General features: G+C 54.3%; 24 protein-coding genes. 7 read left to right on the forward strand and 17 right to left on the reverse strand.

Annotation, left to right across the window (positions count from 1 at the left end):
• Positions 1–30 precede the first annotated feature (30 nt).
• Both dut and coaBC read right to left on the reverse strand, forming a co-directional pair.
• The gene (gene dut, locus ACJTMZ_RS19220; RefSeq protein ID WP_015570042.1) at positions 31–489 is read right to left on the reverse strand and encodes a dUTP diphosphatase; all 459 of its coding nucleotides are present in this window, start codon (positions 487–489) and stop codon (positions 31–33) included.
• On the reverse strand, positions 467–1,678 hold the full coding sequence (coaBC, locus tag ACJTMZ_RS19225; RefSeq protein ID WP_026094347.1) for a bifunctional phosphopantothenoylcysteine decarboxylase/phosphopantothenate--cysteine ligase CoaBC: 1,212 nt from the start codon (positions 1,676–1,678) through the stop codon (positions 467–469). The genes dut and coaBC overlap by 23 nt, the downstream gene beginning before the upstream one ends.
• A gap of 173 nt (positions 1,679–1,851) precedes the next feature.
• Here coaBC and radC point away from each other — a divergent pair, with 173 nt between their 5' ends.
• From radC to mutM, 4 genes are all read left to right on the forward strand, one after another.
• Complete coding sequence (gene radC, locus ACJTMZ_RS19230; protein ID WP_006812419.1) at positions 1,852–2,517, forward strand: RadC family protein; 666 nt, start codon at positions 1,852–1,854, stop codon at positions 2,515–2,517.
• A gap of 217 nt (positions 2,518–2,734) precedes the next feature.
• Positions 2,735–2,971, forward strand: a complete 237-nt coding sequence (rpmB, locus tag ACJTMZ_RS19235) for a 50S ribosomal protein L28 (protein WP_002436699.1) — start codon at positions 2,735–2,737, stop codon at positions 2,969–2,971.
• 22 nt (positions 2,972–2,993) lie between these two features.
• Positions 2,994–3,161, forward strand: a complete 168-nt coding sequence (gene rpmG, locus ACJTMZ_RS19240; protein ID WP_003024094.1) for a 50S ribosomal protein L33 — start codon at positions 2,994–2,996, stop codon at positions 3,159–3,161.
• Positions 3,162–3,233: 72 nt separating this feature from the next.
• The gene (gene mutM, locus ACJTMZ_RS19245) at positions 3,234–4,043 is read left to right on the forward strand and encodes a bifunctional DNA-formamidopyrimidine glycosylase/DNA-(apurinic or apyrimidinic site) lyase (RefSeq protein ID WP_003860879.1); all 810 of its coding nucleotides are present in this window, start codon (positions 3,234–3,236) and stop codon (positions 4,041–4,043) included.
• A 2-nt stretch (positions 4,044–4,045) separates the two neighbouring features.
• Here mutM and coaD read toward each other — a convergent pair whose 3' ends face one another.
• The 7 genes from coaD to rfaQ all read right to left on the reverse strand — a co-directional run bounded on the left by coaD (position 4,046) and on the right by rfaQ (position 10,938).
• The gene (coaD, locus tag ACJTMZ_RS19250) at positions 4,046–4,525 is read right to left on the reverse strand and encodes a pantetheine-phosphate adenylyltransferase (protein ID WP_015570040.1); all 480 of its coding nucleotides are present in this window, start codon (positions 4,523–4,525) and stop codon (positions 4,046–4,048) included.
• Positions 4,526–4,528: 3 nt separating this feature from the next.
• Positions 4,529–5,299 carry a glycosyltransferase family 2 protein gene (locus tag ACJTMZ_RS19255; RefSeq protein ID WP_040117053.1) on the reverse strand — a complete coding sequence of 257 codons (771 nt, stop codon included), beginning with the start codon at positions 5,297–5,299 and terminating at the stop codon, positions 4,529–4,531.
• Complete coding sequence (waaA, locus tag ACJTMZ_RS19260) at positions 5,299–6,573, reverse strand: lipid IV(A) 3-deoxy-D-manno-octulosonic acid transferase (RefSeq protein WP_003860874.1); 1,275 nt, start codon at positions 6,571–6,573, stop codon at positions 5,299–5,301. The genes ACJTMZ_RS19255 and waaA overlap by 1 nt, the downstream gene beginning before the upstream one ends.
• A gap of 66 nt (positions 6,574–6,639) precedes the next feature.
• Complete coding sequence (locus ACJTMZ_RS19265; protein ID WP_015570038.1) at positions 6,640–7,629, reverse strand: glycosyltransferase; 990 nt, start codon at positions 7,627–7,629, stop codon at positions 6,640–6,642.
• Between the two features lie 11 nt (positions 7,630–7,640).
• The gene (locus tag ACJTMZ_RS19270; protein ID WP_047364924.1) at positions 7,641–8,741 is read right to left on the reverse strand and encodes a glycosyltransferase; all 1,101 of its coding nucleotides are present in this window, start codon (positions 8,739–8,741) and stop codon (positions 7,641–7,643) included.
• A 2-nt stretch (positions 8,742–8,743) separates the two neighbouring features.
• Positions 8,744–9,871, reverse strand: a complete 1,128-nt coding sequence (locus ACJTMZ_RS19275) for a glycosyltransferase family 4 protein (RefSeq protein WP_015570036.1) — start codon at positions 9,869–9,871, stop codon at positions 8,744–8,746.
• Positions 9,868–10,938 carry a putative lipopolysaccharide heptosyltransferase III gene (rfaQ, locus tag ACJTMZ_RS19280; RefSeq protein ID WP_149500103.1) on the reverse strand — a complete coding sequence of 357 codons (1,071 nt, stop codon included), beginning with the start codon at positions 10,936–10,938 and terminating at the stop codon, positions 9,868–9,870. Before rfaQ ends, ACJTMZ_RS19275 begins: the two co-directional genes overlap by 4 nt.
• A 150-nt stretch (positions 10,939–11,088) precedes the next feature.
• On the opposite strand from rfaQ, the gene ACJTMZ_RS19285 reads away from it, so the two are divergent.
• Positions 11,089–12,042 (forward strand): polysaccharide deacetylase family protein, encoded by a 954-nt coding sequence (locus ACJTMZ_RS19285; protein WP_047364927.1) that lies wholly within the window; start codon positions 11,089–11,091, stop codon positions 12,040–12,042.
• 26 nt (positions 12,043–12,068) lie between these two features.
• Here ACJTMZ_RS19285 and ACJTMZ_RS19290 read toward each other — a convergent pair whose 3' ends face one another.
• Genes ACJTMZ_RS19290 through rfaD form a run of 6 tightly spaced genes read right to left on the reverse strand, consistent with a single transcriptional unit; the run spans position 12,069 to position 18,254 of the window.
• Positions 12,069–13,280 (reverse strand): O-antigen ligase, encoded by a 1,212-nt coding sequence (locus ACJTMZ_RS19290; RefSeq protein ID WP_015570034.1) that lies wholly within the window; start codon positions 13,278–13,280, stop codon positions 12,069–12,071.
• Positions 13,268–14,167: a glycosyltransferase family 2 protein gene (locus ACJTMZ_RS19295; RefSeq protein WP_017693959.1), complete on the reverse strand. Its 900-nt coding sequence runs from the start codon at positions 14,165–14,167 to the stop codon at positions 13,268–13,270. The genes ACJTMZ_RS19290 and ACJTMZ_RS19295 overlap by 13 nt, the downstream gene beginning before the upstream one ends.
• Before the next feature lie 5 nt (positions 14,168–14,172).
• Positions 14,173–15,282 (reverse strand): glycosyltransferase family 9 protein, encoded by a 1,110-nt coding sequence (locus ACJTMZ_RS19300; protein WP_017693958.1) that lies wholly within the window; start codon positions 15,280–15,282, stop codon positions 14,173–14,175.
• Between the two features lie 3 nt (positions 15,283–15,285).
• Positions 15,286–16,269 (reverse strand): lipopolysaccharide heptosyltransferase RfaC, encoded by a 984-nt coding sequence (gene rfaC, locus ACJTMZ_RS19305; RefSeq protein ID WP_023302889.1) that lies wholly within the window; start codon positions 16,267–16,269, stop codon positions 15,286–15,288.
• A gap of 3 nt (positions 16,270–16,272) precedes the next feature.
• Positions 16,273–17,319 (reverse strand): ADP-heptose--LPS heptosyltransferase RfaF, encoded by a 1,047-nt coding sequence (gene rfaF, locus ACJTMZ_RS19310; RefSeq protein WP_015570031.1) that lies wholly within the window; start codon positions 17,317–17,319, stop codon positions 16,273–16,275.
• A gap of 2 nt (positions 17,320–17,321) precedes the next feature.
• The gene (gene rfaD, locus ACJTMZ_RS19315; protein ID WP_003860858.1) at positions 17,322–18,254 is read right to left on the reverse strand and encodes an ADP-glyceromanno-heptose 6-epimerase; all 933 of its coding nucleotides are present in this window, start codon (positions 18,252–18,254) and stop codon (positions 17,322–17,324) included.
• Between the two features lie 213 nt (positions 18,255–18,467).
• Between rfaD and kbl the strand changes: the two genes are divergently transcribed.
• Together kbl and tdh are read left to right on the forward strand one after the other, a co-directional pair.
• Positions 18,468–19,664 carry a glycine C-acetyltransferase gene (gene kbl / locus ACJTMZ_RS19320; RefSeq protein WP_015570030.1) on the forward strand — a complete coding sequence of 399 codons (1,197 nt, stop codon included), beginning with the start codon at positions 18,468–18,470 and terminating at the stop codon, positions 19,662–19,664.
• Between the two features lie 9 nt (positions 19,665–19,673).
• On the forward strand, positions 19,674–20,702 hold the full coding sequence (tdh, locus tag ACJTMZ_RS19325; RefSeq protein ID WP_017383610.1) for an L-threonine 3-dehydrogenase: 1,029 nt from the start codon (positions 19,674–19,676) through the stop codon (positions 20,700–20,702).
• A 27-nt stretch (positions 20,703–20,729) separates the two neighbouring features.
• Here tdh and ACJTMZ_RS19330 read toward each other — a convergent pair whose 3' ends face one another.
• The gene (locus ACJTMZ_RS19330) at positions 20,730–21,644 is read right to left on the reverse strand and encodes a hypothetical protein (RefSeq protein WP_023302890.1); all 915 of its coding nucleotides are present in this window, start codon (positions 21,642–21,644) and stop codon (positions 20,730–20,732) included.
• A gap of 15 nt (positions 21,645–21,659) precedes the next feature.
• Positions 21,660–22,865 (reverse strand): glycosyltransferase, encoded by a 1,206-nt coding sequence (locus ACJTMZ_RS19335; RefSeq protein WP_017693957.1) that lies wholly within the window; start codon positions 22,863–22,865, stop codon positions 21,660–21,662.
• Between the last annotated feature and the right edge of the window lie 21 nt (positions 22,866–22,886).

Genomic DNA, 22,886 nt, shown 5'->3' on the forward strand with positions numbered 1-22,886 from the left:
GGCGCTGTGAGATGCGTGTTTGTCGGGCGGTTATTTGCGCCCGGAATGGCCGAAGCCGCCTTCGCCACGGTCGGTAGCGTCGAAGTCTGCCACCAGGTTAAATTCTGCCTGCACCACCGGTACAAACACCATCTGCGCGATACGCTCGCCCGGCTCAATGGTGAAGCTGTCCTGGCCACGGTTCCAGACGGATACCATCAGCTGACCCTGATAGTCAGAATCGATCAGGCCGACCAGATTACCCAGCACGACGCCATGCTTGTGGCCCAGGCCAGAGCGCGGCAGGATCACCGCTGCCAGTGACGGGTCAGCAATGTGAATCGCCAGCCCGGTCGGGATCAGGGTCGTTGCACCCGGCGCCAGTTCTACGGCGTCATCAAGACAGGCGCGCAGGTCAAGACCGGCAGAGCCGGAGGTGGCATACGTTGGCAGCGGAAATTGCTCGCCAACGCGCGGGTCCAGAATCTTAACGTCGATTTTTTTCATCATAACGGGTAACGATCTCGTCCAGTAAGTGTTGGCCCAGGAGTTCTTTGCGCTCAAGCGGTAAGACTTTATCTCCCTCCTGCCAGAAAAGGTGCAATGCGTTGCTGTCGCTGTTAAATCCTTGCGTGGACAGCGATACGTCGTTCGCGCAAATCAAATCGAGGTTTTTGCGGGTACGTTTTTGCCGGGCATATTCTTCCACATTATTCGTTTCTGCGGCAAACCCAACAACGTAAGGTCGATGAGTTTTCAATGCGGCGACACCGGCAACGATATCCGGGTTCTTCACCATTTTTATTGTTAATTCATCACCTTGCTTTTTAATTTTGGCGTCGGCAATGGTTTCGGCGCGGTAATCAGCGACGGCCGCACAGCCGATAAAAATATGCTGCTGTTGAGCATGTGCCTGTACGGCGGCTTCCATTTCCAGCGCGGTCGTTACATCAATACGCTGCACAAACGCAGGGGTGGTAAGCGACACCGGGCCGCTCACCAGCGTGACGTTCGCGCCGCGTTTGGCTGCCGCGGCAGCAATCGCAAAGCCCATTTTGCCTGAGCTGTGGTTGGTGATGTAACGCACCGGATCCAGCGGCTCGCGCGTGGGGCCCGCGGTAATCATGATGTTGAGATGTTGCAGATCGTTGACAGGCGAGAAATGGGCGGCGGCCATATCAACAATCGTCAATGGGTCGAGCATACGCCCTGGCCCAACGTCGCCGCAGGCCTGGCTGCCACTGTCCGGTCCCCAAATCAGCAGGCCGCGCGAGGCCAGCGTGTCCAGATTATGCTGGGTAGCGGCGTTGCGGTACATCTGCTGGTTCATTGCGGGCACAACCGCGACGGGCGCAGGCGTGGCGAGGCAAATGGTCGTTACCAGATCGTTCGCCATACCGGCTGCCACGCGGGCAATTAAATCTGCCGTGGCGGGGGCAAGGATAACCAGATCGGCCCATTTCCCCAGCTCAATGTGGCCCATTGCGGCTTCGGCCGCCGGGTCGAGCAGGCTGTCGGATACCGGGTATCCCGAGACGGCTTGCAGGCTCAGGGGGGTGATAAAGGCTTTGCCGCCTTCGGTGATCGCGACCCGTACGTCGGCCCCGCGCTCGCGCAAACGGCGCACCAGGTCTGGCGTTTTATAGGCAGCAATACCGCCGCTGACGCCAAGAACGATTTTTTTACCGGCCAGGCTCATCATGATTCTTTCCTGTTGGGTTTCACCAGAGAGCGGGCATTTTATCACAATCCCTAAAACGGGGTGATGATGTCCTTAATTCACTTTGCGAGGCGTTACGCAAGAACGAAATGCCAGCGTCGAACCCCGAATTTGCCTGTGGCAGCATAATGGCAAACAGAAGGAGGCCGGGCATGGAAGAGACTGAACTGCTGCTACCGCGTGAAAAAATGCTGCGTCATGGCGTCACGTTGTTAAAGGACGACGAGCTGCTGGCGCTCTTTTTACGCACAGGCACGCCGGGGAAAACGGTATTTACGCTGGCGAAAGAACTGATAGACCATTTCGGTTCACTGTATGGATTGCTGACCGCTGAGCTGGAGGCGTTTACGCACGTTGAGGGCATTGGCGTGGCGAAATATGCCCAGCTACGGGGCATTGCCGAGCTGGCCCGGCGATTTTACAACGTGCGTATGGAGGAAGAAGACCCGATCCTCACCCCCGACATGACCCGCGAATTTCTGCAAAGCCAGCTCTCCGATCTGGAGCGGGAGATCTTTATGGTGATCTTTCTCGACAACAAAAACCGGGTACTGAAACATACCCGCCTTTTTTCGGGAACATTGAGTCACGTTGAGGTGCATCCGCGTGAAATTGTGCGGGAAGCGATAAAAGTGAATGCAGCCGGCGTGATCCTCGCGCATAATCACCCCTCTGGCTGTGCAGAACCAAGCAGAGCTGACAAAGCAATTACCGAACGTATTATCAAATGCTGTCAATTCATGGACATTCGTGTGCTGGACCATCTGATAATTGGCCGCGGAGAGTACATTTCTTTTGCCGAACGTGGCTGGATTTAGGCCTTTTCTCGCGATCCATCGGGATCTTTGTCTGTTCGGGACTTGAGCACACCGCCGAGTCAGCGTATACTACGCCACCTTTGAGAATCTCGGGTTTGGCATTTGGGCCTGGCAATCGAGAGTTCAATAGAACTATGCGATGACCGGGCTGTAAAGCCTGACGAGGCGCCGATACCCCATACGAAGCTCGAGCTAATTTGATTTTTGGAGAATAGACATGTCCCGAGTCTGCCAAGTTACTGGCAAGCGTCCGGTGACCGGTAACAACCGTTCCCACGCACTGAACGCGACTAAACGCCGTTTCCTGCCGAACCTGCACTCTCACCGTTTCTGGGTTGAGAGCGAGAAGCGTTTTGTCACCCTGCGCGTATCTGCTAAAGGTATGCGTGTAATCGATAAGAAAGGCATCGATACAGTTCTGTCCGAACTGCGTGCCCGTGGCGAAAAGTACTAAGTACTTAAAGAGGAAATAAATCATGGCTAAAGGTATTCGCGAGAAAATCAAGCTGGTTTCTTCTGCTGGTACAGGTCACTTCTACACCACCACGAAGAACAAACGTACTAAGCCGGAAAAACTGGAACTGAAAAAATTCGATCCAGTTGTACGCCAGCACGTACTGTACAAAGAAGCTAAAATCAAATAATTTTAGTCTCCTTGTATTGAAAAACCCCGCAACTGCGGGGTTTTTTGCATTCTGCATCTCAACGGAGGAACCATGCCTGAATTACCAGAGGTAGAGACCAGCCGCCGCGGCATTGAGCCCCATCTGGTTGGCGCGACTATTCTTCATGCTGTCGTTCGCAACGGGCGTCTGCGCTGGCCGGTGTCCGATGAGATCCACGCGTTAAGCGACAAACCCGTCCTGAGCGTGCAGCGCCGCGCGAAATACCTGCTGCTGGAGCTGCCTGACGGCTGGATCATTATCCATCTGGGCATGTCGGGAAGCCTGCGCATCCTCACCGAAGAGTTGCCTGCGGAAAAGCACGACCACGTTGATCTGGTGATGAGTAACGGCAAAGTGCTGCGTTACACCGACCCGCGTCGCTTTGGCGCATGGCTGTGGACCAAAGAGCTGGAAGGACACAACGTGCTGGCGCATCTCGGACCTGAGCCGCTGTCAGAGGCGTTTAACGCGGATTATCTCAAAGAGAAGTGCGCGAAAAAGAAAACCCCGATTAAACCCTGGCTGATGGATAACAAGCTGGTGGTGGGCGTGGGAAATATCTATGCCAGCGAATCGTTGTTTGCCGCCGGGATCCATCCCGATCGGCTGGCCTCCTCGCTGTCGGCGCAGGAGTGCGAGCTGCTGGTCAGAGTAATTAAAGCGGTACTGCTGCGCTCAATTGAGCAGGGCGGGACGACGCTGAAGGATTTCCTGCAAAGCGACGGGAAGCCGGGCTATTTTGCGCAGGAGTTGCAGGTTTATGGCCGTAAGGGTGAGCCGTGCAGAGCCTGCGGGACGCCGATTATTGCCACGAAGCACGCTCAGCGCGCCACGTTTTACTGCCGTCAGTGCCAGAAGTAGGGTTACTTTAGCTTTTCCATCAACGCCTGGTGGACGTTAACCGGCAGGAAGTGGGTAACGTCCCCGTGATGGCGCGCCACCTCTTTCACCAGCGAAGAAGAGATGAAGGACCACTCTTTGGAGGGCATCAGGAATACGCTCTCCAGCTCCGGCATCAGATGGCGGTTCATGTGTGCCAGCTGCATCTCATATTCGAAGTCTGCTACCGCGCGAAGACCGCGGATCAGGATATTGGCCTGCCGGTCACGGGCAAAGTTTGCCATCAAGTCGCTGAATCCGACGACCTCAACATTCGACAGATGCGAAATCGCATCGGTGGCAAGCTGCACGCGTTCGTTCAGGTCGAACATCGGCTTTTTGCTCGGGCTGGCGGCAATGGCCAGAATCACCTTGTCGAACATACACGCCGCACGGGTGATGATATCAAGATGACCGTTAGTGATCGGATCGAAGGTACCCGGATAAATCGCTTTTGTGCTCATGGCTCACGTTTTCTCTGAGTAGCCGCGGTTCAGCGCCCACAGCTCGGTGTATTTGTTGAAAGTATACTGGGCATTCACTACGGCCAGTAACCAGCCCTGTTTGCCGTCCAGCACGCCGCCACGCAGCAGCAGCGTTTTCAGAAACGCGCCCAGCGTGTGGGTGAAGATGCCGGTCAGCGTGGCCTTCTTGCCGCGCGTATGCCGCTCCTGTGCCCAGGCGGTGGCATAGTTCAGCTGTTTACGCTGGAAGCTGGCGAAATCGCGGCAGGTCAGATGAAGCAGATCGCCCGTCAGGGGGATGACCTGAGCGCCATCGCAGGCCAGAGATTCATGGACCAGGTTGTCGTTGTACTGATAACGCTCGCGCGCATAGAGGCGCATCACGCGGTCGGGGTACCAGCCGCTGTGGCGCATAAAGCGGCCCAGGAAATAGTTACGACGCGCGATACTGTAGACCGCGCCGGGCTGTGGCGCGGCAAGCACCATTTGAATGGCCTGTCGGAGTTCCGGGGTGACGCGCTCATCGGTATCGATCATCAACACGTAATCGCCCGTGGCGTAACCCTGCGCACGCTGGCGCTGAATACCGTAGCCCTGCCAGTCGGTGTCGGTAAAGACTTTTGCTCCGGCTGCACGGGCAACGTCCGCCGTGTTGTCCGTACTTCCGGAGTCGAGAATGACGATTTCGTCAGCCCAGGCAACAGAGGCCAGGCAATCCGGAAGCAGGTCGGCGGCGTTTTTGGCGATCATCACGACCGACAGACGCGTTGACATTAGTGGCTCCGCTGCGGCAGGTAAGGTTGCAGAAGTTGCAGCAGACGGGTCAGCGCCCCCTGGTTCTGATGCAGGACTTCAACGGCGTGACGACCGTACCACAGGCGGTAATCTTCGTCAGTCAGAAGGGTAGAGACCTCTTTGACCACCGAATCCGCGTCGGTCACGGTGATTAAGCCATCGGCTTGCTGCAATTTCGCGCAGATATCTTTGAAGTTAAACGTGTGTGGTCCCATCAGCACGGGGATGGCGTGGGCTGCCGGCTCCAGCGGGTTATGACCACCGCGCTCCACCAGGCTTCCGCCAACGAATGCAAGATCGGCGATCCCGTACAGCAGCATCAGTTCGCCCATCGTATCGCCAATCACCACCTGCGTGCTGCCAGAGGGGATTTCGCCGCTGCTGCGCAGGGTGAAGCTGAAACCGCCTTTTTGCACCATCTCGCGGGCATCTTTAAAACGCTCAGGATGGCGAGGAACCAGAATCAGCAGTAAATCAGGGAATTTTTCCAGCAGCTGGCGGTGAGCCTGAAGAATAATGGCTTCTTCGCCATCATGGGTGCTGGTGGCAATCCAGACCTGGCGACGCGGCGCCCACTGACGACGCAGTGTTACCGCACGGGCGGCGAGTTCAGGGGTGACGGAAATATCGAACTTCAGGCTACCCGTGACCGCAAGCTGGTTGCGCTTCAGGCCGAGGGCGATAAAGCGCGCGGCATCTTCTTCGTTCTGCGCGGCGATCAGCGTGATTTTGCTGAGCAGGCGACGCATAAATTTACCCAGCTTGCCGTACCCTTTCGCCGAGCGTTCCGACAGACGCGCGTTGGCGATAACCAAAGGAATTTTACGGGCATGCAGGGCGGAAATCATATTCGGCCACAGTTCGGTTTCCATGACGATCACCAGTTTAGGGCGCACGGTATTCAGGAAACGGTTCATGGCGCAGGGGAGATCGTACGGCAGGTAGACGTGATGCACGTCTTTACCGAAGGCAGACATCACGCGCTCTGAGCCGGTTGGCGTCATCGTGGTGACGGTGATGGGCAGTGACGGATAACGGTGGCGCAGGGCACGCACCAGTGGAATGGCGGCCAGCGTTTCCCCGACTGACACGGAATGCAGCAGAATACCGTCCGGCGCCACTTTATTGCGGCAGTAGCCATAACGTTCGGCCCAGCGTTTACGGTACGCAGGCGCTTTACGGCTACGAAGCAACAGTCGCAGCCACACCAGTGGCTGAATGATGTAGAGCAGGGCGGTATACAACAATTCCAAGCGATTATCCGTTTTTTTAGTTTCGGCCGGGAAATTCTAAGCATTTAAGCGTGCTAAAGCTATCTCTTATGCCAGATACCGTTTTAAACGGAAGTAGCGCCGGCCCAGGCGCCAGCGCAAACGCGGGCTTTTGGCACTTTTCCAGATGAGCTTCCAGATCCCGGTGTCGAAGAACTCTTTGATTATCATTGATTTCTTCGCCTCATCCTTCATGTTGTCGAAGGTATGAATAATTCCCAGACCCTCTTTAGCGATTTGCCAGTAACAGGCCGGGATATTTTTCACTTTATCCGGGTAGCGCTGGTTAATGGCATCAAGCATCTTCAGGATCTTCATATAATGGCGCGCAGAGCGAATCAGCGTGTCGTCATTATCCGGGGTGTGCGATACCGAGGCGGAGTGAATGTAGTAGTCGTAAAAGCGTTCGCTGGTGTACTGAACGCGTTCCGCGGCAAGCAGCACCTCAGTCGTCCACGGGATATCCTGATGGCGCAGGCCTGGCTCGAAACGGAAGCCGTGCTGACGAATAAAATCGTGACGATAGATATTCAGCCAGGTCACATGCAGGAACTTACGTGAATCCAGCGCCTTTTTTAACCATGCCGCGCCATTCATGACGCCCGTTGAGGCGAGCTTATCTTCAGGGAAGATAGGGCGAGACGGTTTTTTGTTATTTTCCCAGACGTAGTTGCCATTGCAGGTGGCGACATCCAGGTTCTGCGTGACGGCCATATCCAGCAGACGCTGGTACATGCCGGGTTTGAAGACATCATCAATATCCGGGAAAGAGAGATACTGCCCGGTCGCAACGGCCAGGCCAGTATTACGCGCGATGGACACGCCCTGATTAGGTTGTTCAATAACCTGCATCTGTGGCAGCTTTTCGCGCCATTTTTCGACAATCTGCATCGAGCGGTCAGTGGAACCGTCATTCACGATGATGACTTCCATACTGTCGATGTGTTGATTTACAAGGCAGGTAAAGAACTGATCGAGAAAAGCTTCACCGTTATAAACGGCCACCACCACGCTTAATAAAGGCGCTGAATTTTGCATATGAAACCTGATTATTTTTGGTTGTCGACCAAAGCAATGTATTGCTGGCAAATGGCGTTGATACCGAACGATGCGATCGTTTCGCGATCAACAACCGGCGGAGAGGCATACAGTTCTGCCAGTGTTTTCGCCAGTGATTCGTCGGTTAACGCTGTCAGACCACGCGTCAGGGGGCCAGTAAGGATCTCAGCAGGGCCGCCAGGGCAGTTTGTACTCACCGGTGGGGTCTGACAGATAATGGACTCTACCAGTACATTACCAAAACCTTCGCAGTCGGAACTTAACACTAAAAGGCGTGCCCCTTTGATCCACGGGTAGGGGTTGGTTTCGAACGGGCGGAAGACGATCTTGTTTTCAATTCCCAGTTTAGCGGCAAGCTGTTTGAGCTGATTTATTTTCGCGTCAGAACCTTTGCCCATCAACACCAGCGATGCGTCGATCTTGCTCAGCGCAAACGCCCGCAGCAGCCTGTCGTGACGTTTGTGTTCATGAAAACGGCCAACATGGATAATGTAATCCTGCCCCTGCATCTCAAAGGGCGCTTCCGCCAGACGCTGAATTTCAGGGATATCAAAGGGGTTATGGATAACCGCTTTGCGCCGCAGGGGGATCGCGAGTACTTCAGACAGATCGTGCAGCACGGCGCCGGATACCGCCACCACGTTGCGGTTTTCATAGGTATGACGAATTTTATAATGCTTAAACCAGCGAGAAAGCCCGCTGCGATGGCGCAAATAGGAGAAGGAGAACATCCCGTGTACGCAGAACCAGACCTTATCCCGATCCAGCACGCGGCTGTGCGCCACGATACGGTCGGTTTTATGCAGATGTGAGAAGACGACATCAAATTTACCGCTGCGTTCTGCCTGCTCGATGGCGCGATCCAGCAAACGGGCGCGACGCGGGATCTCGGTCAGCTTCCGCCAGGGTTTTTTACAGGTATCCTGCACAACCTGAAAATCGATGCCTTCCGGAATGGCGTAGTCGCACACCTTCCGTAAGGAGAAAAGGGTGACCTGATGCCCCAGTTCTGTCAGTCCGCTGGAGAGGGTGAGAACCGTTTTTTCGGCTCCTCCACCGGGTAAACCATCAATAATCATTAGGATGCGCATTATTAATCCAGTAATTTTTGATAAAGCGAAATAAGCTGACTTGATAGTTTTTCAGGGGTTGCTTCTCTGACGCGTTCACGCGCCGCAAGCCCCATATTGTTATTTTTTTCCAGTGAAGGGATGGACATGACGGCCTCCTTCAATGTGTGGATATCAAGTGCATCACAGTAAAACCCGTTCTGGCCTTGCTCAATAAATTCTGAACCACCGCAACTCTCTGACGTAATGACGGGCAATCCACAGGCCATTGCTTCAAGTATGACGTTAGGGAAAGGATCATACAGCGTCGGCAGCAGTAAACCATCAGAAAGCTGATAAAATGGCAGCGTCTCTTTTTGCATCCCCAGGAAACGGATTTGCCCCTCACAGCCTAATGAACGGGCGAGGTCGCGATAACGGCTTTCCGCTTTATCCTGACCGACCACAACCAGCCACGCCGAGGTTCCTGCTATAGCCCGAATAGCGCTTGCCAGCCCCTTGCGTTCAAACCCTGAACCCACGAAGCAGAAAATGACGGCATCAGCGGGTAAGCCAAATTGCTGACGCAGTACAGCGCGTTGCCTCTCTTCTGCCGGAACGAAGCGGCTGGAATCTATTGAATTATAAATCACATGTATCTTTTTTGCGTCAATATCAAAGTCTTCGACGATTTCGCGCTTGATCATCTCCGCATTACAGATAACGGCTTTCAACTCGGGAGCCTGGTACATTTCACGTTCTGCGTGCATCACGTAGCGGTGATAGCGATCGTGCATAAGCAGCTTCGCGCGCCAGGCGGGAAGAATACGCGTACGCTGTAGCAGCCAGCGTCGATGTACACCATCCCCGGCGCGGTAAATATCGCAGCCCGGAATACGTTCGTGGCTCTGGACAATATCAAACTGCTGTTGCTGCCACAGCGCGCGTGCGGCGTGTGCAAAGCCGCGCTCACGGCTGATGCGGCCCCACTTCCGGGGATCGCAAATATGAATATGCCAGTCGTCCTGCTTTTCGCCCTGCCACTCGCGGGTGATGACGTTGAGCTCAAGATTTTGATTGCTCAGCGCGGTAAGTGCCCTGGAGACAAAACGTTCTGCTCCCCCATCCGGACGATATTTTTGGCGCACAATGGCCAGACGATGAAGCTTCATTGCAGGTATCTCCTTGCGGCGGAGACGACAGCATCAACGGGGATGGCGTCGAGATAACGTTCCGTCGTTTTTGTATCAATGGCGTCAGGGTTGGGAAGCGGGCCGTAGTTACCTGCCCAGATGACCTCTCCGTTAACCTGCCATGGCGACCAGAACGTCAATTTTGACGGGCCAAACAGCGCCACGCAGGGCGTCTGAAGGGCGGCGGCCATGTGCATGGGTACGGAGTCAACGCCAATGAACAGGATCGCGTGATCGATTAGCGAGGCCAGTTGGCGCAGGGTTAACTGGCCTGCCAGTGATACAACACCCGTCTGCGGGGAGGCGGCAAGAATGCGGTCAATCATCGCCAGCTCTTTCTTGTCCGGTCCCGCCGTGAGGACGATAGTGTGGCCGTCCTGCTGCAACGCGGCGATAGTTTGCGCCATTTTGCCTTCATCCCAGCACTTAAAGAACCAGCGTGAAGTGGGTTGAATAACGATGTAGCGGTCTCCCACGCCCTTTTGCGACAGCTTTTGGTGAGCATGGCGCCAGTCATCCGCGCTGTAAGCCATGGTCACGGTAGGGTTGGCCATTACCGGCAGCGCTGACAGTATGGAGAGATTTTGTTCAACGGTGTGCAGCGACTGATGGCTGGCGACCGAGACCAGTTCACTGTGACAAAAACGCCAGAAGGCATTATTGCGCTTATTAAAAGCGAACCCGAGCCGAACCGGTGCACCGGTGAAGCGGGTAACAATCGCGCTGCGCCACTGATCGGCAAGATTGATCACCAGATGATAATGCTGAGCACGTAAAGCACGAAGCAACTGCCACTCTTTTTGCAGGTGCTTCAGCGTCCCCAGCTGCTTCCATTTACGATCGATACCATAGATCGTCCTGATTGCCGGATGCGCGGCGAGCATGTCTCGCGTCTCTTCATAGAGAAGCACGTCGATTTGGGCGTCAGGCCATTTCTGGCGTAATGAATTGATGACGGGGGTGGTGAGTAACATGTCACCATGATGGCGAAGTTTGATCAGTAAAATGCGCAAATCAGGCGTGTCAGGTAAGTTATTCATCATCATCTTATCGGCGTTGTACTATTGGCAATTCTAATAGACCTGGTAACGACTTGCACTCTTTCTCCATAATGTCAGGAATTTCCCTGGAAGGGTTTACTCCTGCTTTCGGGCGTGCGTAACATAGCGCTAACTATTTTGTCTTGCGGGCTCATTATGAAAAAACCAGCGTTTATCATCACGATCGATACCGAAGGGGATAATCTCTGGCAGAACCACCGGTTGATCAAAACGGAAAACGCGCGCTACCTGGCGCGGTTTCAGGCGCTTTGTGAACGCTTCGGCTTTAAGCCCGTCTGGCTGACCAACTACGAGATGGCAGTCGAACCGGTATTCATTGAGTTCGCGAAAGAGGTCATAGCCCGCGGCCAGGGTGAGGTGGGAATGCATCTCCATGCCTGGAATAGCCCTCCGGAACACGATCTGACCGGTGATGACTGGCGCTGGCAGCCTTATCTGATTGAGTTTTCAGACGAGGTCATGCGTGAGAAAGTGCTCTTCATGACCCGCTTACTGGAAGAGACTTTCCAGACAAAAATGCTCAGCCATCGCGCCGGGCGCTGGGCATTCGACAGCCGTTACGCCCAGTTGCTGATTGAGCTAGGGTATCAGGTAGATTGTTCCGTTACGCCGCGCGTGAACTGGCGCAACGCGAAAGGTGCCCCGCAGGGTAAGGGCGGAACGAATTACCAGCATTTTCCCGATCGTGCCTACTTTTTGGACGTAGACGACATTTCCCGGCCGGGAAACAGCCCTCTCCTCGAAGTGCCGATGAGCATCCAGTATAAACACCCGGCATGGCTGAATTCCCTGAAGCAGGGTTATGATCGTCTGCGCGGTAAATACCGTTCTCCGTCAGTTAACTGGTTACGTCCGTCCGGAGGAAATGCGGCGGAGATGATTAAGGTTGCGCAGCAGTGCCTGGCTCAGGGGAATGACTACGTGGAATTCATGCTGCATTCGTCGGAATTTATGCCTGGCGGGAGCCCTACTTTTAAAGACGAGGTCGCGATTGAGGGGCTGTATCAGGATCTGGAGCAGCTCTTTACCTGGTTATCAGATAAGACCGTGGGGATGACGCTGGCGGAGTTTTACCAGTACAAAAAATAGTTATGCCCGCCAGGCGGGCATATTTGTTATTGCTGTTTTGTTTGTGAGAAAGGTGTACTTAGCGCAAACAAAATCATAAAGAAGATTAAGGCTTCTGAACTGAGCAGTATGACATCTGTCAGTCCATACAAAAGCAAAAGAAGCATCGACGTCAGCAGCAGTGCATTTCTGTTTCGTAGGGCATACACAATCATCGAAACGAAGAAAAAGAGCATTACCGCTACGCCGGGGATCCCCTGCAAAGAGTATTTCTCAATAAATTCATTATGCAGGTGGACTTTGATGTATTCGAGTGCACTGCCAAGGTGAGGATGGCCGTCTTTAATGTAGTGTCGGGTCCACGCTTCACGCTCTTCCAGCGATTGCCCTAACGGATGGGCAAGACCATTCTCGATCCCGATAGTCCACATCGAAAAACGTGCGCCGAGTGAGGTGCGGTCAAAACCTTGTTGATAACGTTCAACCTCACGTTGGGTTTGTTGTATTTTTGGCGAAATCAATGGCTTGTAGCTAACGATTACAACGCCTGCAACAATGCATAAAAAGATGAGGGCTGATTTAAGATGAATCTTTCTGAAATGATAAAGCGTGAGCACAATCGCCAGAAGCAGATATAAACCCATCGCAGCGCGGGTCCCCGTCAACAGTATGACGAAGTAAGAGATTAATATAGTGAAGCCCGCAACAACATACAGCTTCACGTTCTGTTGAAGGTAAAGACTGTATACAAAAGCCAGTGACAGGACAGAATAAACATAAGCTGAAACGGTGGCACGGTTAATTGCCATCTCAACGCGAGTCATACCTTGCGAGGCCTGCCACAAGCCATACCCTGTGGCGAGCACAAACCCCAGGGCCGTTGCGAAGAAGAAGAATTTCCTGAAGGTATCCTTATCGATATAAAACTTAAAGCGGTCGATATAGAAAATCAGGACACTCGCTAAAATTAACTTTTTGCTGGCACCGAGGTAGTCGCTGTAAAGGTTGAGGCCCTCGTTATGATACTCATAGAGTAAGTACCAGCCGAGGTTAAGTAACCCAATCAGCAGAATGGGCAGCGCTATAGTAAAAGGTCGCAAAGTGATTTTTTTATATTCGAAAGCCAGGCCAATAATACTGACGTAAATAGCGATATAGAAAAACTCTCTTTGCTTCCCAGAACTGACTAAGGCCAGTATCAAGGAGATGAGGCTTAAAGCGATCGTCAGTTGATATAGCCGTGGTTTTATTTTTTCCATAACGCCTCAATAACCCTTTTTTTGTAGCTAAAACGAACATCGGTGGACATGAAAAAAGACAATGTATACATGGTCTTTACGCGTTGTTTCACGAGCTGCAATTGTTGGTCTGTCAGACAGGACCGATGGTTGCTGTAAATATCAAACCAGTGGCAATTGACGAGATGTTTGTAGCGTGACGGAAATGTTCTTTCCATCTGTAACGTGCATTCGACAAGCGTTGAAATTTTACTGGCGTCCAGACTGCTCGACAAACTGTCGCGACGCTTGATGTAATAATAATGCCCCTGGCGTTGATAGGCTATTTTGCTCGATTGCATCAACATTCCCGGGAAGACAGCGAAATCCTCATAACATAACATCGGAGGTATGGGGTTTTTCTCGTAAAGACTACGATGAATAAACTGGCCAATGAGATGTGCCTGAAAGTCTTTATGAAGTAAGAAACGAGCAATTGCTTCATGTTGTGACAATGGCACAGGATTAAATCCCTGCCAGTCTGAAGTCATTCTCCGGGGATCGCGAATCTCAAGCAAACGAGTCAGTAACATGTCCGGACGTTGCGCTTTCAGGAAGGCTATTGCGTCCCTGAGGCTGCCCGGCTTTAAGCAATCATCACTGTCGAGCATCGTAATATACTCACCCGATGCCAGCGCGACAGCGCTGTTTCTTACCCGGCCAACGTTACGAAAGTTCACGGTGCGCGTTATGATCTGAGGAAATTTCGGCGACCACTCATCAATTATTGCCTGCGTGGCATCCTCAGAACTGTCATTGAAAATAATAATTTCAGTGTCCTGATCGGTTGCTGCCAGCAGGCTTGAAAGCGTGGCGTGCAGCGTAGCTTCAGCGTTATGCGCAGCAATAATGACGCTTAAAAAAGCCATAAAAATTAGTTTCCTTGAGCGTCGGTAGCGCTAGCCAGTGAGCGGGCTTTTGGTAGTGTACGGATAAACTGCTGAAGATCGTGTAACGCGGAGTCAGTGACAGAGAATAGCGCTTCCCGCTCTTGCGGGAAGTAATAGCGCGTTTCAAACACATAAGAACAAATGTTATCGTCATTCCCGATCAGCATCACATTGCCAAGCGGACGCTGTTCATAGTGACAACACGGTCCAAACAGCAGGACCACCGGCACGCCGACGGCGTCTGCGATGTAGACATTCCCCGAGTCAGACGCGATATAGCAGTCCATCTTAGAAATGGCCCAGGGAAGCTCTTCCAGCGAAATTTTGCCAATAAGATTGATAAAATTGGGGATGTCACCGTAAAGACGGGTGATATCGTCCATCCACGACTGTTCGTTTGGCGCGCCGAAGACATAAAACTCGCAGGGTAAATCAGCGAGTTGATCAACAATCCGCTTCCAGATAACCGGAGGGACGGTTTTGGCTTTATTGCCCGCCGCAATACTGATGCCGATGCGGATAACGCCAGGTTTATCAAGAATGGCCGGCCAGGTCGTCGGCTTGAAGAGTGGCTTTGTGGCGTGCTTGGGAGAGTCTTGCCACGTGAGCGAGCGGTCGGCCAGTTTCAGGTAGTTCGTCACCGAAAGCGTTTTTTTGCCATGCTCAACGGTACCGTCGGCCGCGAGATAGAAAATCCCGTGATACCACCTGCGCGTGTAAATGCTTAAAAATTGTTTGTTTTTGGCATTGCAGACGGCGGCAAAAAAGAGGTTCACGCTGTTGGGCTGTAGCAGGTAGACGTTGTCGTAGCGGTTCATGATCCTGCACGCGAAGCACAGTTTACGCCACAGGTTGCGCTTATGCTGCTCAATAAAATAGATCTGCTCAATAGTCTCATCATGCTTCGCCAGCGCGCCAACGCTGCGACTGATCAACACATCGCTTTTTTGCAGATATGCCAGAAGAGGCGTCGCATTAATAAAGTCACCGATTTTGGCTGTCTGAATGACAAGGTTCTTGCCCGTGTCCTTTCGAAACAGCTTCCGGATGAGTTTCACCGGAAAGAGTAAAATCAGCAGAAATACATAACTCATGGGTTAAATATCCCTGTTGGAAAGCCGATGGCTGCCCTGTAAAAATGAAAAAATAGCATCTGCGCTAATATCCTTCGTTTGTTGCGTAGGGCTGACCATCTGATGCTGGTTTTTACCGTAACCCCCGATCAACCCCGGATCGGTCGGGCCGAAAATCGTGATATTAGGACGATCCAGTGCGGCGGTTAAATGGCTTAACCCTGTATCCACAGAAACGACGGCGTTAGCGCCCGCCAGCTGTGCGGCAACCTGCGCCAGCGTGAGTTTGGGTAACACCTCGACGTGGGAAAAACCTGCTGCCAGACGTTCCGCTCGCTGCCGCTCATGTTCAGCGCCCCACGGGAGTTTAATATGGATACCGCAAGGTTGCATTAGTTCAATCAGCCTTCTCCAGTGCGTTTCCGGCCAGTGCTTATCGTCGCGCGTTGTGGCATGCAGGAAGACCAGATAGGGCGCGATATCCTTGTCCGTTTCGCGCAGAAAATGCTGTGCGATGGCGTAGTCACCCTGGAGGTCGGGTTTTGCATAGCCGAGACTCTTAGCGAACAGCTCGCGGGTACGTTCCACGGCGTGCTGCTGCTTCGCAATATGGTGGCGACGATTATAGAACAGGCTCGCCAGCGGTTCGCGGGCGGTTTGCCAGTCCATGCCGTGCTTTACGCCGTGCGCCAGACGCGTGACCAGCGCGGCGCTTTTCACCAGCCCCTGGGCGTCGACGATCGCGTCGTAACGCCGGGCCTGCACCGCTTCGCGGAAGGCTTTGCGTTCGGCTTTAATCGGTGCGGAGAACCATGCTTTGCGCCAGCGGCGAATGGCCACCGGGATCACGCGATCAACCGCTTCATGCCAGGTGGGGATCTGCGCGAAGCCTTCTTCCACCACCCAGTCAAAACGGATGCCGGGAATGGCCCGCATGGCGTCCGTCAGCGACGGCAGCGTATGCAGAACATCACCCATTGAGGAGGTTTTAACGATCAATACCCGCATCCGTTATCCTTCTTCGCTCAACAGCAGTGCGTTGAGTTCTTCGAGAACACGCTGCGGGGTAATGTCGATCAGGCTCTGATGGTAACCTTCTGCGGCATCGCCTTTGCGCACCTTGTGGTAGCCGGTGATCAAACGGATCACGCGCGCCTTGTGCGACAGCGGCGGCGTGAAGTCCGGGCTGCTTGGGCCATACAGCGCGACCAGCGGGCGGTCCAGCGCGGCGGCGACGTGCATCAGGCCAGAGTCGTTACTGACCACGGCCTTACAGGCGGCAATGAGGATAACCGCCTGCTCGAGTTGCGTTTCCCCGGCCAGGTTGCGGCACCATGCCTGTTGCTCGGTGCTCAGCGTGGCGAGAATTTCATTGCCCGCCTCATGATCTTTCGCCGAGCCAAACAGCACAATCTGATAGCCTTCATCGATAAGCTGTTTCGCCAGCTCTGCATAGTGATAGTGCGGCCAGCGTTTTGCCGGACCGAATTCTGCGCCAGGGCAGAACCCAATCATCGGGCGTTCGGACGAAATGCCAAATGCGTTGCAGGTGTGGGATTTCTCCCCATCGCTTACCTGGAGCTGCGGCCACAGCAGCGGCTGCGGCAGATCTTTCGCGCTGCGCATCACGCCTTTGTCGTAGGCCAGCGCCACGTAGCGCTCCACCATCAGCGGCCAGGCCTCTTTATCCAGCACCCGGGCGTCGTTCAGCAGGCCGTAGCGCATTTCACCGCGCCAGCCGGTACGGTGCGGGATGCCCGCAAAGAAGGGCACAAGGGCGGATTTGAAGGAGTTAGGCAGCACGTACGCGCGGTCATAGCGTTTCTCGCGCAGGCTGTGGCCGAGTTTGCGGCGTTCACCGATTTCCAGCGCCCCGTGTCCGAGCGGCATCGGGATCGCCTCGTTCACTTCCGGCATACGCGATAACAGCGGACGGCACCATGCGGGTGCCATCACGTCGATTATCGCCTGGGGATAACGCGCCTTGAGCGTGCGATAGAGACTTTGCGACATCATCATGTCGCCCACCCATGACGGGCCGATCACCAGAATTTTCATGCTTATGCGTCGCGGTTCAGCCAGGCCATATATTCCGTTACGCCTTCGGCAACGGTCTTGAACGGCTTGTCGTAGCCTGCGGCGCGCAGGTTAGTCAGGTCCGCCTGGGTGAATGCCTGGTAGCGGCCTTTCAGCTTATCCGGGAACGGAATGTACTCGATGCTGCCTTTCTTATGGTACGCCAGCGTCGCGTCTGCCACCGCCTGGAAGGATTCCGCGCGGCCGGTGCCCAGGTTGAAAATGCCGGACACGCCATTTTCCAGGAACCACAGGTTTACTGCCGCCACATCGCCCACGTAGACGAAGTCACGCTTGAAGCCGTCGCTGCCTTCGAACAGTTTCGGGCTTTCGCCGTTATTTAATTGGGTGTTCAGGTGGAACGCCACGCTCGCCATGCTGCCTTTGTGGCCTTCGCGCGGCCCGTAGACGTTGAAGTAGCGGAAGCCGACAATCTGCGAGTTCGCTTCTGGCAGGATCTGACGTACGTACTCATCAAACAGGAACTTGGAGTAACCGTAAACGTTCAGCGGCTGCTCATATTCGCGGGATTCGATGAAATCTGAAGTGCGCCCACCGTAAGTTGCCGCGGAAGAGGCGTACAGGAACGGAATTTCACGCTCCAGGCAGTAGTGCAGGAGCTCTTTGGAGTACTGATAGTTGTTATCCATCATGTACTTGCCGTCCCACTCGGTGGTGGAGGAGCACGCACCTTCGTGGAAGATGGCTTCGATCTCGCCGAACTCTTCACCCGCCATAATCTGGATAAGGAAGTCTTCTTTATCCATGTAGTCAGCGATGTTCAGATCCACCAGGTTCACGAACTTGGTGCCGTCTTTCAGGTTGTCCACCACCAGAATGTCGGTGATGCCTTTGTCATTGAGGGCCTTAACAATATTGCTGCCGATAAAGCCCGCGCCGCCAGTAACGATGATCATAACTGTAACCTTTGAAGTATGAGTCGGGGAATATCCCGAACGCTAATCTCTTTATCATATCATCACAATGCTCAGGCTTCAGCCATTCACCGATATGCAGCAGGGGTACGCGTGATTTATGCTGCAAAAACGAGAAGAGATACTGCGTCATCTCGTCATGAACTATTGGTTTGGGTAATATGTGCCAAAATTTGCCGAGTCTGGAGAATTGCAATGCGTGGTGATTTTTACAAACAGTTAAACAGCGACCTCGACACCGCACGTGCGGAAGGGTTGTTCAAAGAAGAGCGTATTATCACGTCTGCCCAGCAGGCGGACATCACCGTTGCCGACGGCAGCCATGTGATCAACTTTTGCGCGAACAACTATTTAGGTCTTGCGAATCACCCTGAGCTAATTGCCGCGGCGAAAAACGGCATGGACACCCACGGTTTCGGTATGGCCTCCGTTCGCTTTATCTGCGGTACGCAGGACAGCCACAAGCAGCTTGAGCAAAAGCTGGCGAACTTCCTCGGAATGGAAGACGCGATTCTGTACTCCTCCTGCTTCGACGCCAACGGCGGTCTGTTTGAGACCCTGCTCGGCGCAGAAGACGCGATTATCTCCGACGCCCTGAACCACGCCTCCATCATCGACGGCGTACGCCTGTGCAAAGCGAAGCGTTTCCGCTACGCCAACAACGACATGGTGGAGCTGGAAGCGCGCCTGAAAGAGGCCCGTGAAGCAGGGGCTCGCCACGTCCTGATCGCCACCGACGGCGTGTTCTCCATGGACGGTGTGATCGCCAACCTGAAGGGCGTGTGCGATCTGGCGGATAAATACGACGCGCTGGTGATGGTGGATGACTCTCACGCGGTCGGTTTTGTCGGCGAAAACGGTCGTGGCTCCCACGAATACTGCGACGTAATGGGCCGCGTGGATATCATCACCGGTACGCTGGGCAAAGCGCTCGGCGGCGCGTCTGGCGGCTACACCGCCGCGCGTAAAGAGGTGGTCGAGTGGCTGCGCCAGCGCTCCCGCCCGTATTTGTTCTCCAACTCCCTGGCGCCGGCGATTGTGGCTGCCTCCATTAAAGTGCTGGAGATGGTGGAATCCGGGGCTGAGCTGCGCGACCGCCTGTGGGCTAACGCCCGCCTGTTCCGTGAAAAAATGAGTGCCGCAGGATTCACCCTGGCCGGTGCCGATCACGCAATCATTCCGGTGATGCTGGGCGACGCGGTTGTCGCGCAGAAATTTGCTCGTGAGCTTCAGAAAGAAGGGATTTACGTGACCGGGTTCTTCTTCCCGGTGGTACCAAAAGGTCAGGCGCGTATCCGCACCCAGATGTCTGCGGCGCACTCGCCTGAACAAATTGAACGTGCGGTGGAAGCCTTTACCCGCATCGGCAAACAGCTGGGCGTCATTGCCTGAGGACGTATGATGAAAGCGTTATCCAAACTGAAAGCGGAAGAAGGGATTTGGATGACCGACGTGCCGGAGCCGGAAGTCGGTCATAACGATCTGCTGATCAAAATTCGTAAAACCGCCATCTGCGGTACTGACGTTCACATCTACAACTGGGACCAGTGGTCGCAGAAAACCATTCCGGTACCGATGGTTGTCGGTCACGAATATGTCGGCGAAGTGGTGGGTATCGGCCAGGAAGTAAAAGGCTTCAACATTGGCGATCGCGTCTCCGGTGAAGGCCACATTACCTGCGGTCACTGCCGTAACTGTCGCGGTGGGCGTACCCACCTGTGCCGCAACACCGTCGGCGTGGGCGTGAACCGTCCGGGCTGTTTCGCGGAATATCTGGTGATCCCGGCGTTTAACGCCTTCAAAATCCCGGACAATATCTCTGACGATCTGGCCTCCATTTTCGACCCGTTCGGCAACGCGGTACACACGGCGCTCTCCTTCGACCTGGTGGGTGAAGACGTGCTGGTTTCCGGCGCGGGCCCCATCGGCATTATGGCGGCAGCCGTGGCGAAGCATGTGGGTGCGCGCAACGTGGTGATCACCGACGTGAACGAATACCGCCTGTCGTTGGCGCGCAAAATGGGCGTCACCCGCGCGGTGGATGTCTCGAAAGAGAGCCTGACCGATGTGATGGAAGAGCTGGGCATGACCGAAGGCTTTGACGTGGGTCTGGAGATGTCCGGCGCGCCACCGGCGTTCCGCACCATGCTCGACACCATGAACCACGGTGGCCGTATCGCGATGCTGGGTATTCCACCGTCAGATATGTCCATTGACTGGAACAAAGTCATCTTCAAGGGGCTGTTCATTAAGGGCATCTATGGCCGTGAGATGTTCGAAACCTGGTACAAGATGGCCGCGCTGATCCAGTCCGGTCTGGATCTGTCCCCGATTATCACTCACCGTTTCTCCATCGATGAGTTCCAGCAGGGCTTTGACGCAATGCGGTCCGGCCAGTCAGGGAAAGTGATCCTGAGCTGGGATAAGTAATTAAAAAGGGGCCAGCGGCCCCTTTTTTTACTGATTCTTTTTCTCTTCGTCCGTCAGGTAACGCACCTTGCGGGTGTAATCCTGGCCTTTGAACAGCAGCCTGTTATCCGGCGATTCCAGATACTTCTGCCATTCGGAAAGCGGGAAACCACCGTGCGCGCCAATCACCTCTTTCGGCACAACGGCTTCCTGACCGCCGATCTTCTTGGAGACCGGCCAGTTCATCCAGTCACCGAGGTTAACCGTTTTTACATCCAGCATGTCCAGCAGCGCAGCGAGCGGCAGCTGATCGGTCGGCGGCTGCGTGTCGTCCATCAGCTCCCAGGTATCCTGGAACAGCGTCAGCCACAGCGGGCAGATACGGCGCCAGGTCTTTTTGGTGGCGGCAAGAAACGCGCCGTTAACGTGATCGACCAGATACGGACGCACCGTTTCTTTGTAATATGCCGGCACTTTCTCCGCTGGCGCGCCGTCCAGCTTGGCAATCATTTTGCCCTGACGGAAGCTGGAGTAGATGTGCATATCCGCCATGTTGATCTCTGGCATTTTAAGCAGGTTGAGATCGGAGTCGATCATCAGCACACCTTCACCGCGCGCCTGCAACGGAGCGTTAAGCTTCACCAGACGACTGAGGTAGATCTGCTTATAGCGGTAACCTTCTTCACGTTTTGGAAGCGTGAGGGTAACAACGCGGGTTTTTGGCGGCAGCTCGCCGAAAGCGGATTCAGGCTGATCGCTGACGATAACAATCTCGCTGACGTCGGTGGCATAACGCTCTGCAAAGGTCGCTGACAATAACGCCTCTTCGACGAAATCCGCGCCCGTACACGGGATCACAATAGAATCCACCGCAACGAGATCGCGCGTGACCGGAAGGGAAGCGTAAGGAATGTTATGACGCCCGGTAATGTGGCGGTAGCGAGCATTCAGGAATTTAAACATGTTCTTCTCGTTTGGTTATTGCGCGCCAAGAACGGCCTCGACACCGTTAACATAGCTTTCAATGGCATACATGTTGCAGACATTCTGGTGTGCGGCAGCGGCGAGCCGGGCGCGCAGAGCAGGATCCTGCCAGATATTATCCAGATGTTGAGCAAGTTGCGACACGTCGCTCCAGGGAAACAGCAGGCCGGTCGACTCATGATCGATCAATTCTGCCGTGCCGGTCACCTTTGAACCAATCACGGGAATATTCAGCAGCATTGCCTCCAGCACGACGCGCGGCAGGCCTTCGCTCTTCGAGGCCAGAATAAATGCGTCAAAGGTGGCGAGATAGTCAAAAGGCGTGTTCTGGAAACCGGTAAAAATGACGTGCTCAGCAATACCCAGCGCGTCAGCCTGTGCCGCCAGTGCGCCGCGCTCCGCCCCTTCACCGACCAGCACCATCTTCCATTTTGCCTGCGGGTGCCTCTGGCTGAACTGTGCCAGCGCCTCCAGCGTATGGTGGTTGGCTTTGCGAGGGATTAGCGAGCCAATGCTGCCGAACACAAACGTGTCGTCATCAATGTTCAGACGCTGGCGCATCGCGCGTCGGTCGGGCAAAGGCTGGTGGATGTCGATAGCATTGTTGACCGTGGTACACAGCGCTGGCCGGACGCCATGCTGAAGCAACACGCGTTCAACGCCGTGCGAGACGGCGATGATTTTTGTGGCATGGGCATTGACCAGCTTCACCAGCGGCGGGGTCAGCACCGGTTCAATCCGGCAGTGCTGGATTATCCGCGCATGCAGGTTTGCGCCCGCCAGATACCCTTCTTCGTTAGAGCCTGGCTGGTTGTTCATATACAGCGTATCGAATCCACCTTCCCTGAAAATGGTCTCGATCTTGCTGACGTTGGGGCGAATGCGCCACAGGGTATCGATATGCCGCGTAAATGCTTTGCGCGCTGAACGCGAGAAAAACAGCAGACCACGTCCCGCTTCTTTCAGTAGTTTTGCCCATGCCGGTTGCTTACGTTGAGGGATAACGAGTAGCGGGATCCCAATGCTATTGAGCACCTGGCCAATCGTTTGACCTTCAGCACGACTATAATCACTGTAAAAACAACAAGTAATGTCGAATTTGTCGCGGTTGATTCGCTTCAGAAGCTCAAGCATACTGTTGGTACCTCCCCCCCATTCTTTGCCCGTGTCCAGGAGGAGGATTTTACGTTTTTGCGGCATGTCTGAATCCGTATGCTACCC

Source organism: Enterobacter sp. DN (genome assembly GCF_046054285.1).
GTDB classification, from domain to species: Bacteria; Pseudomonadota; Gammaproteobacteria; order Enterobacterales; family Enterobacteriaceae; genus Enterobacter; species Enterobacter hormaechei_C.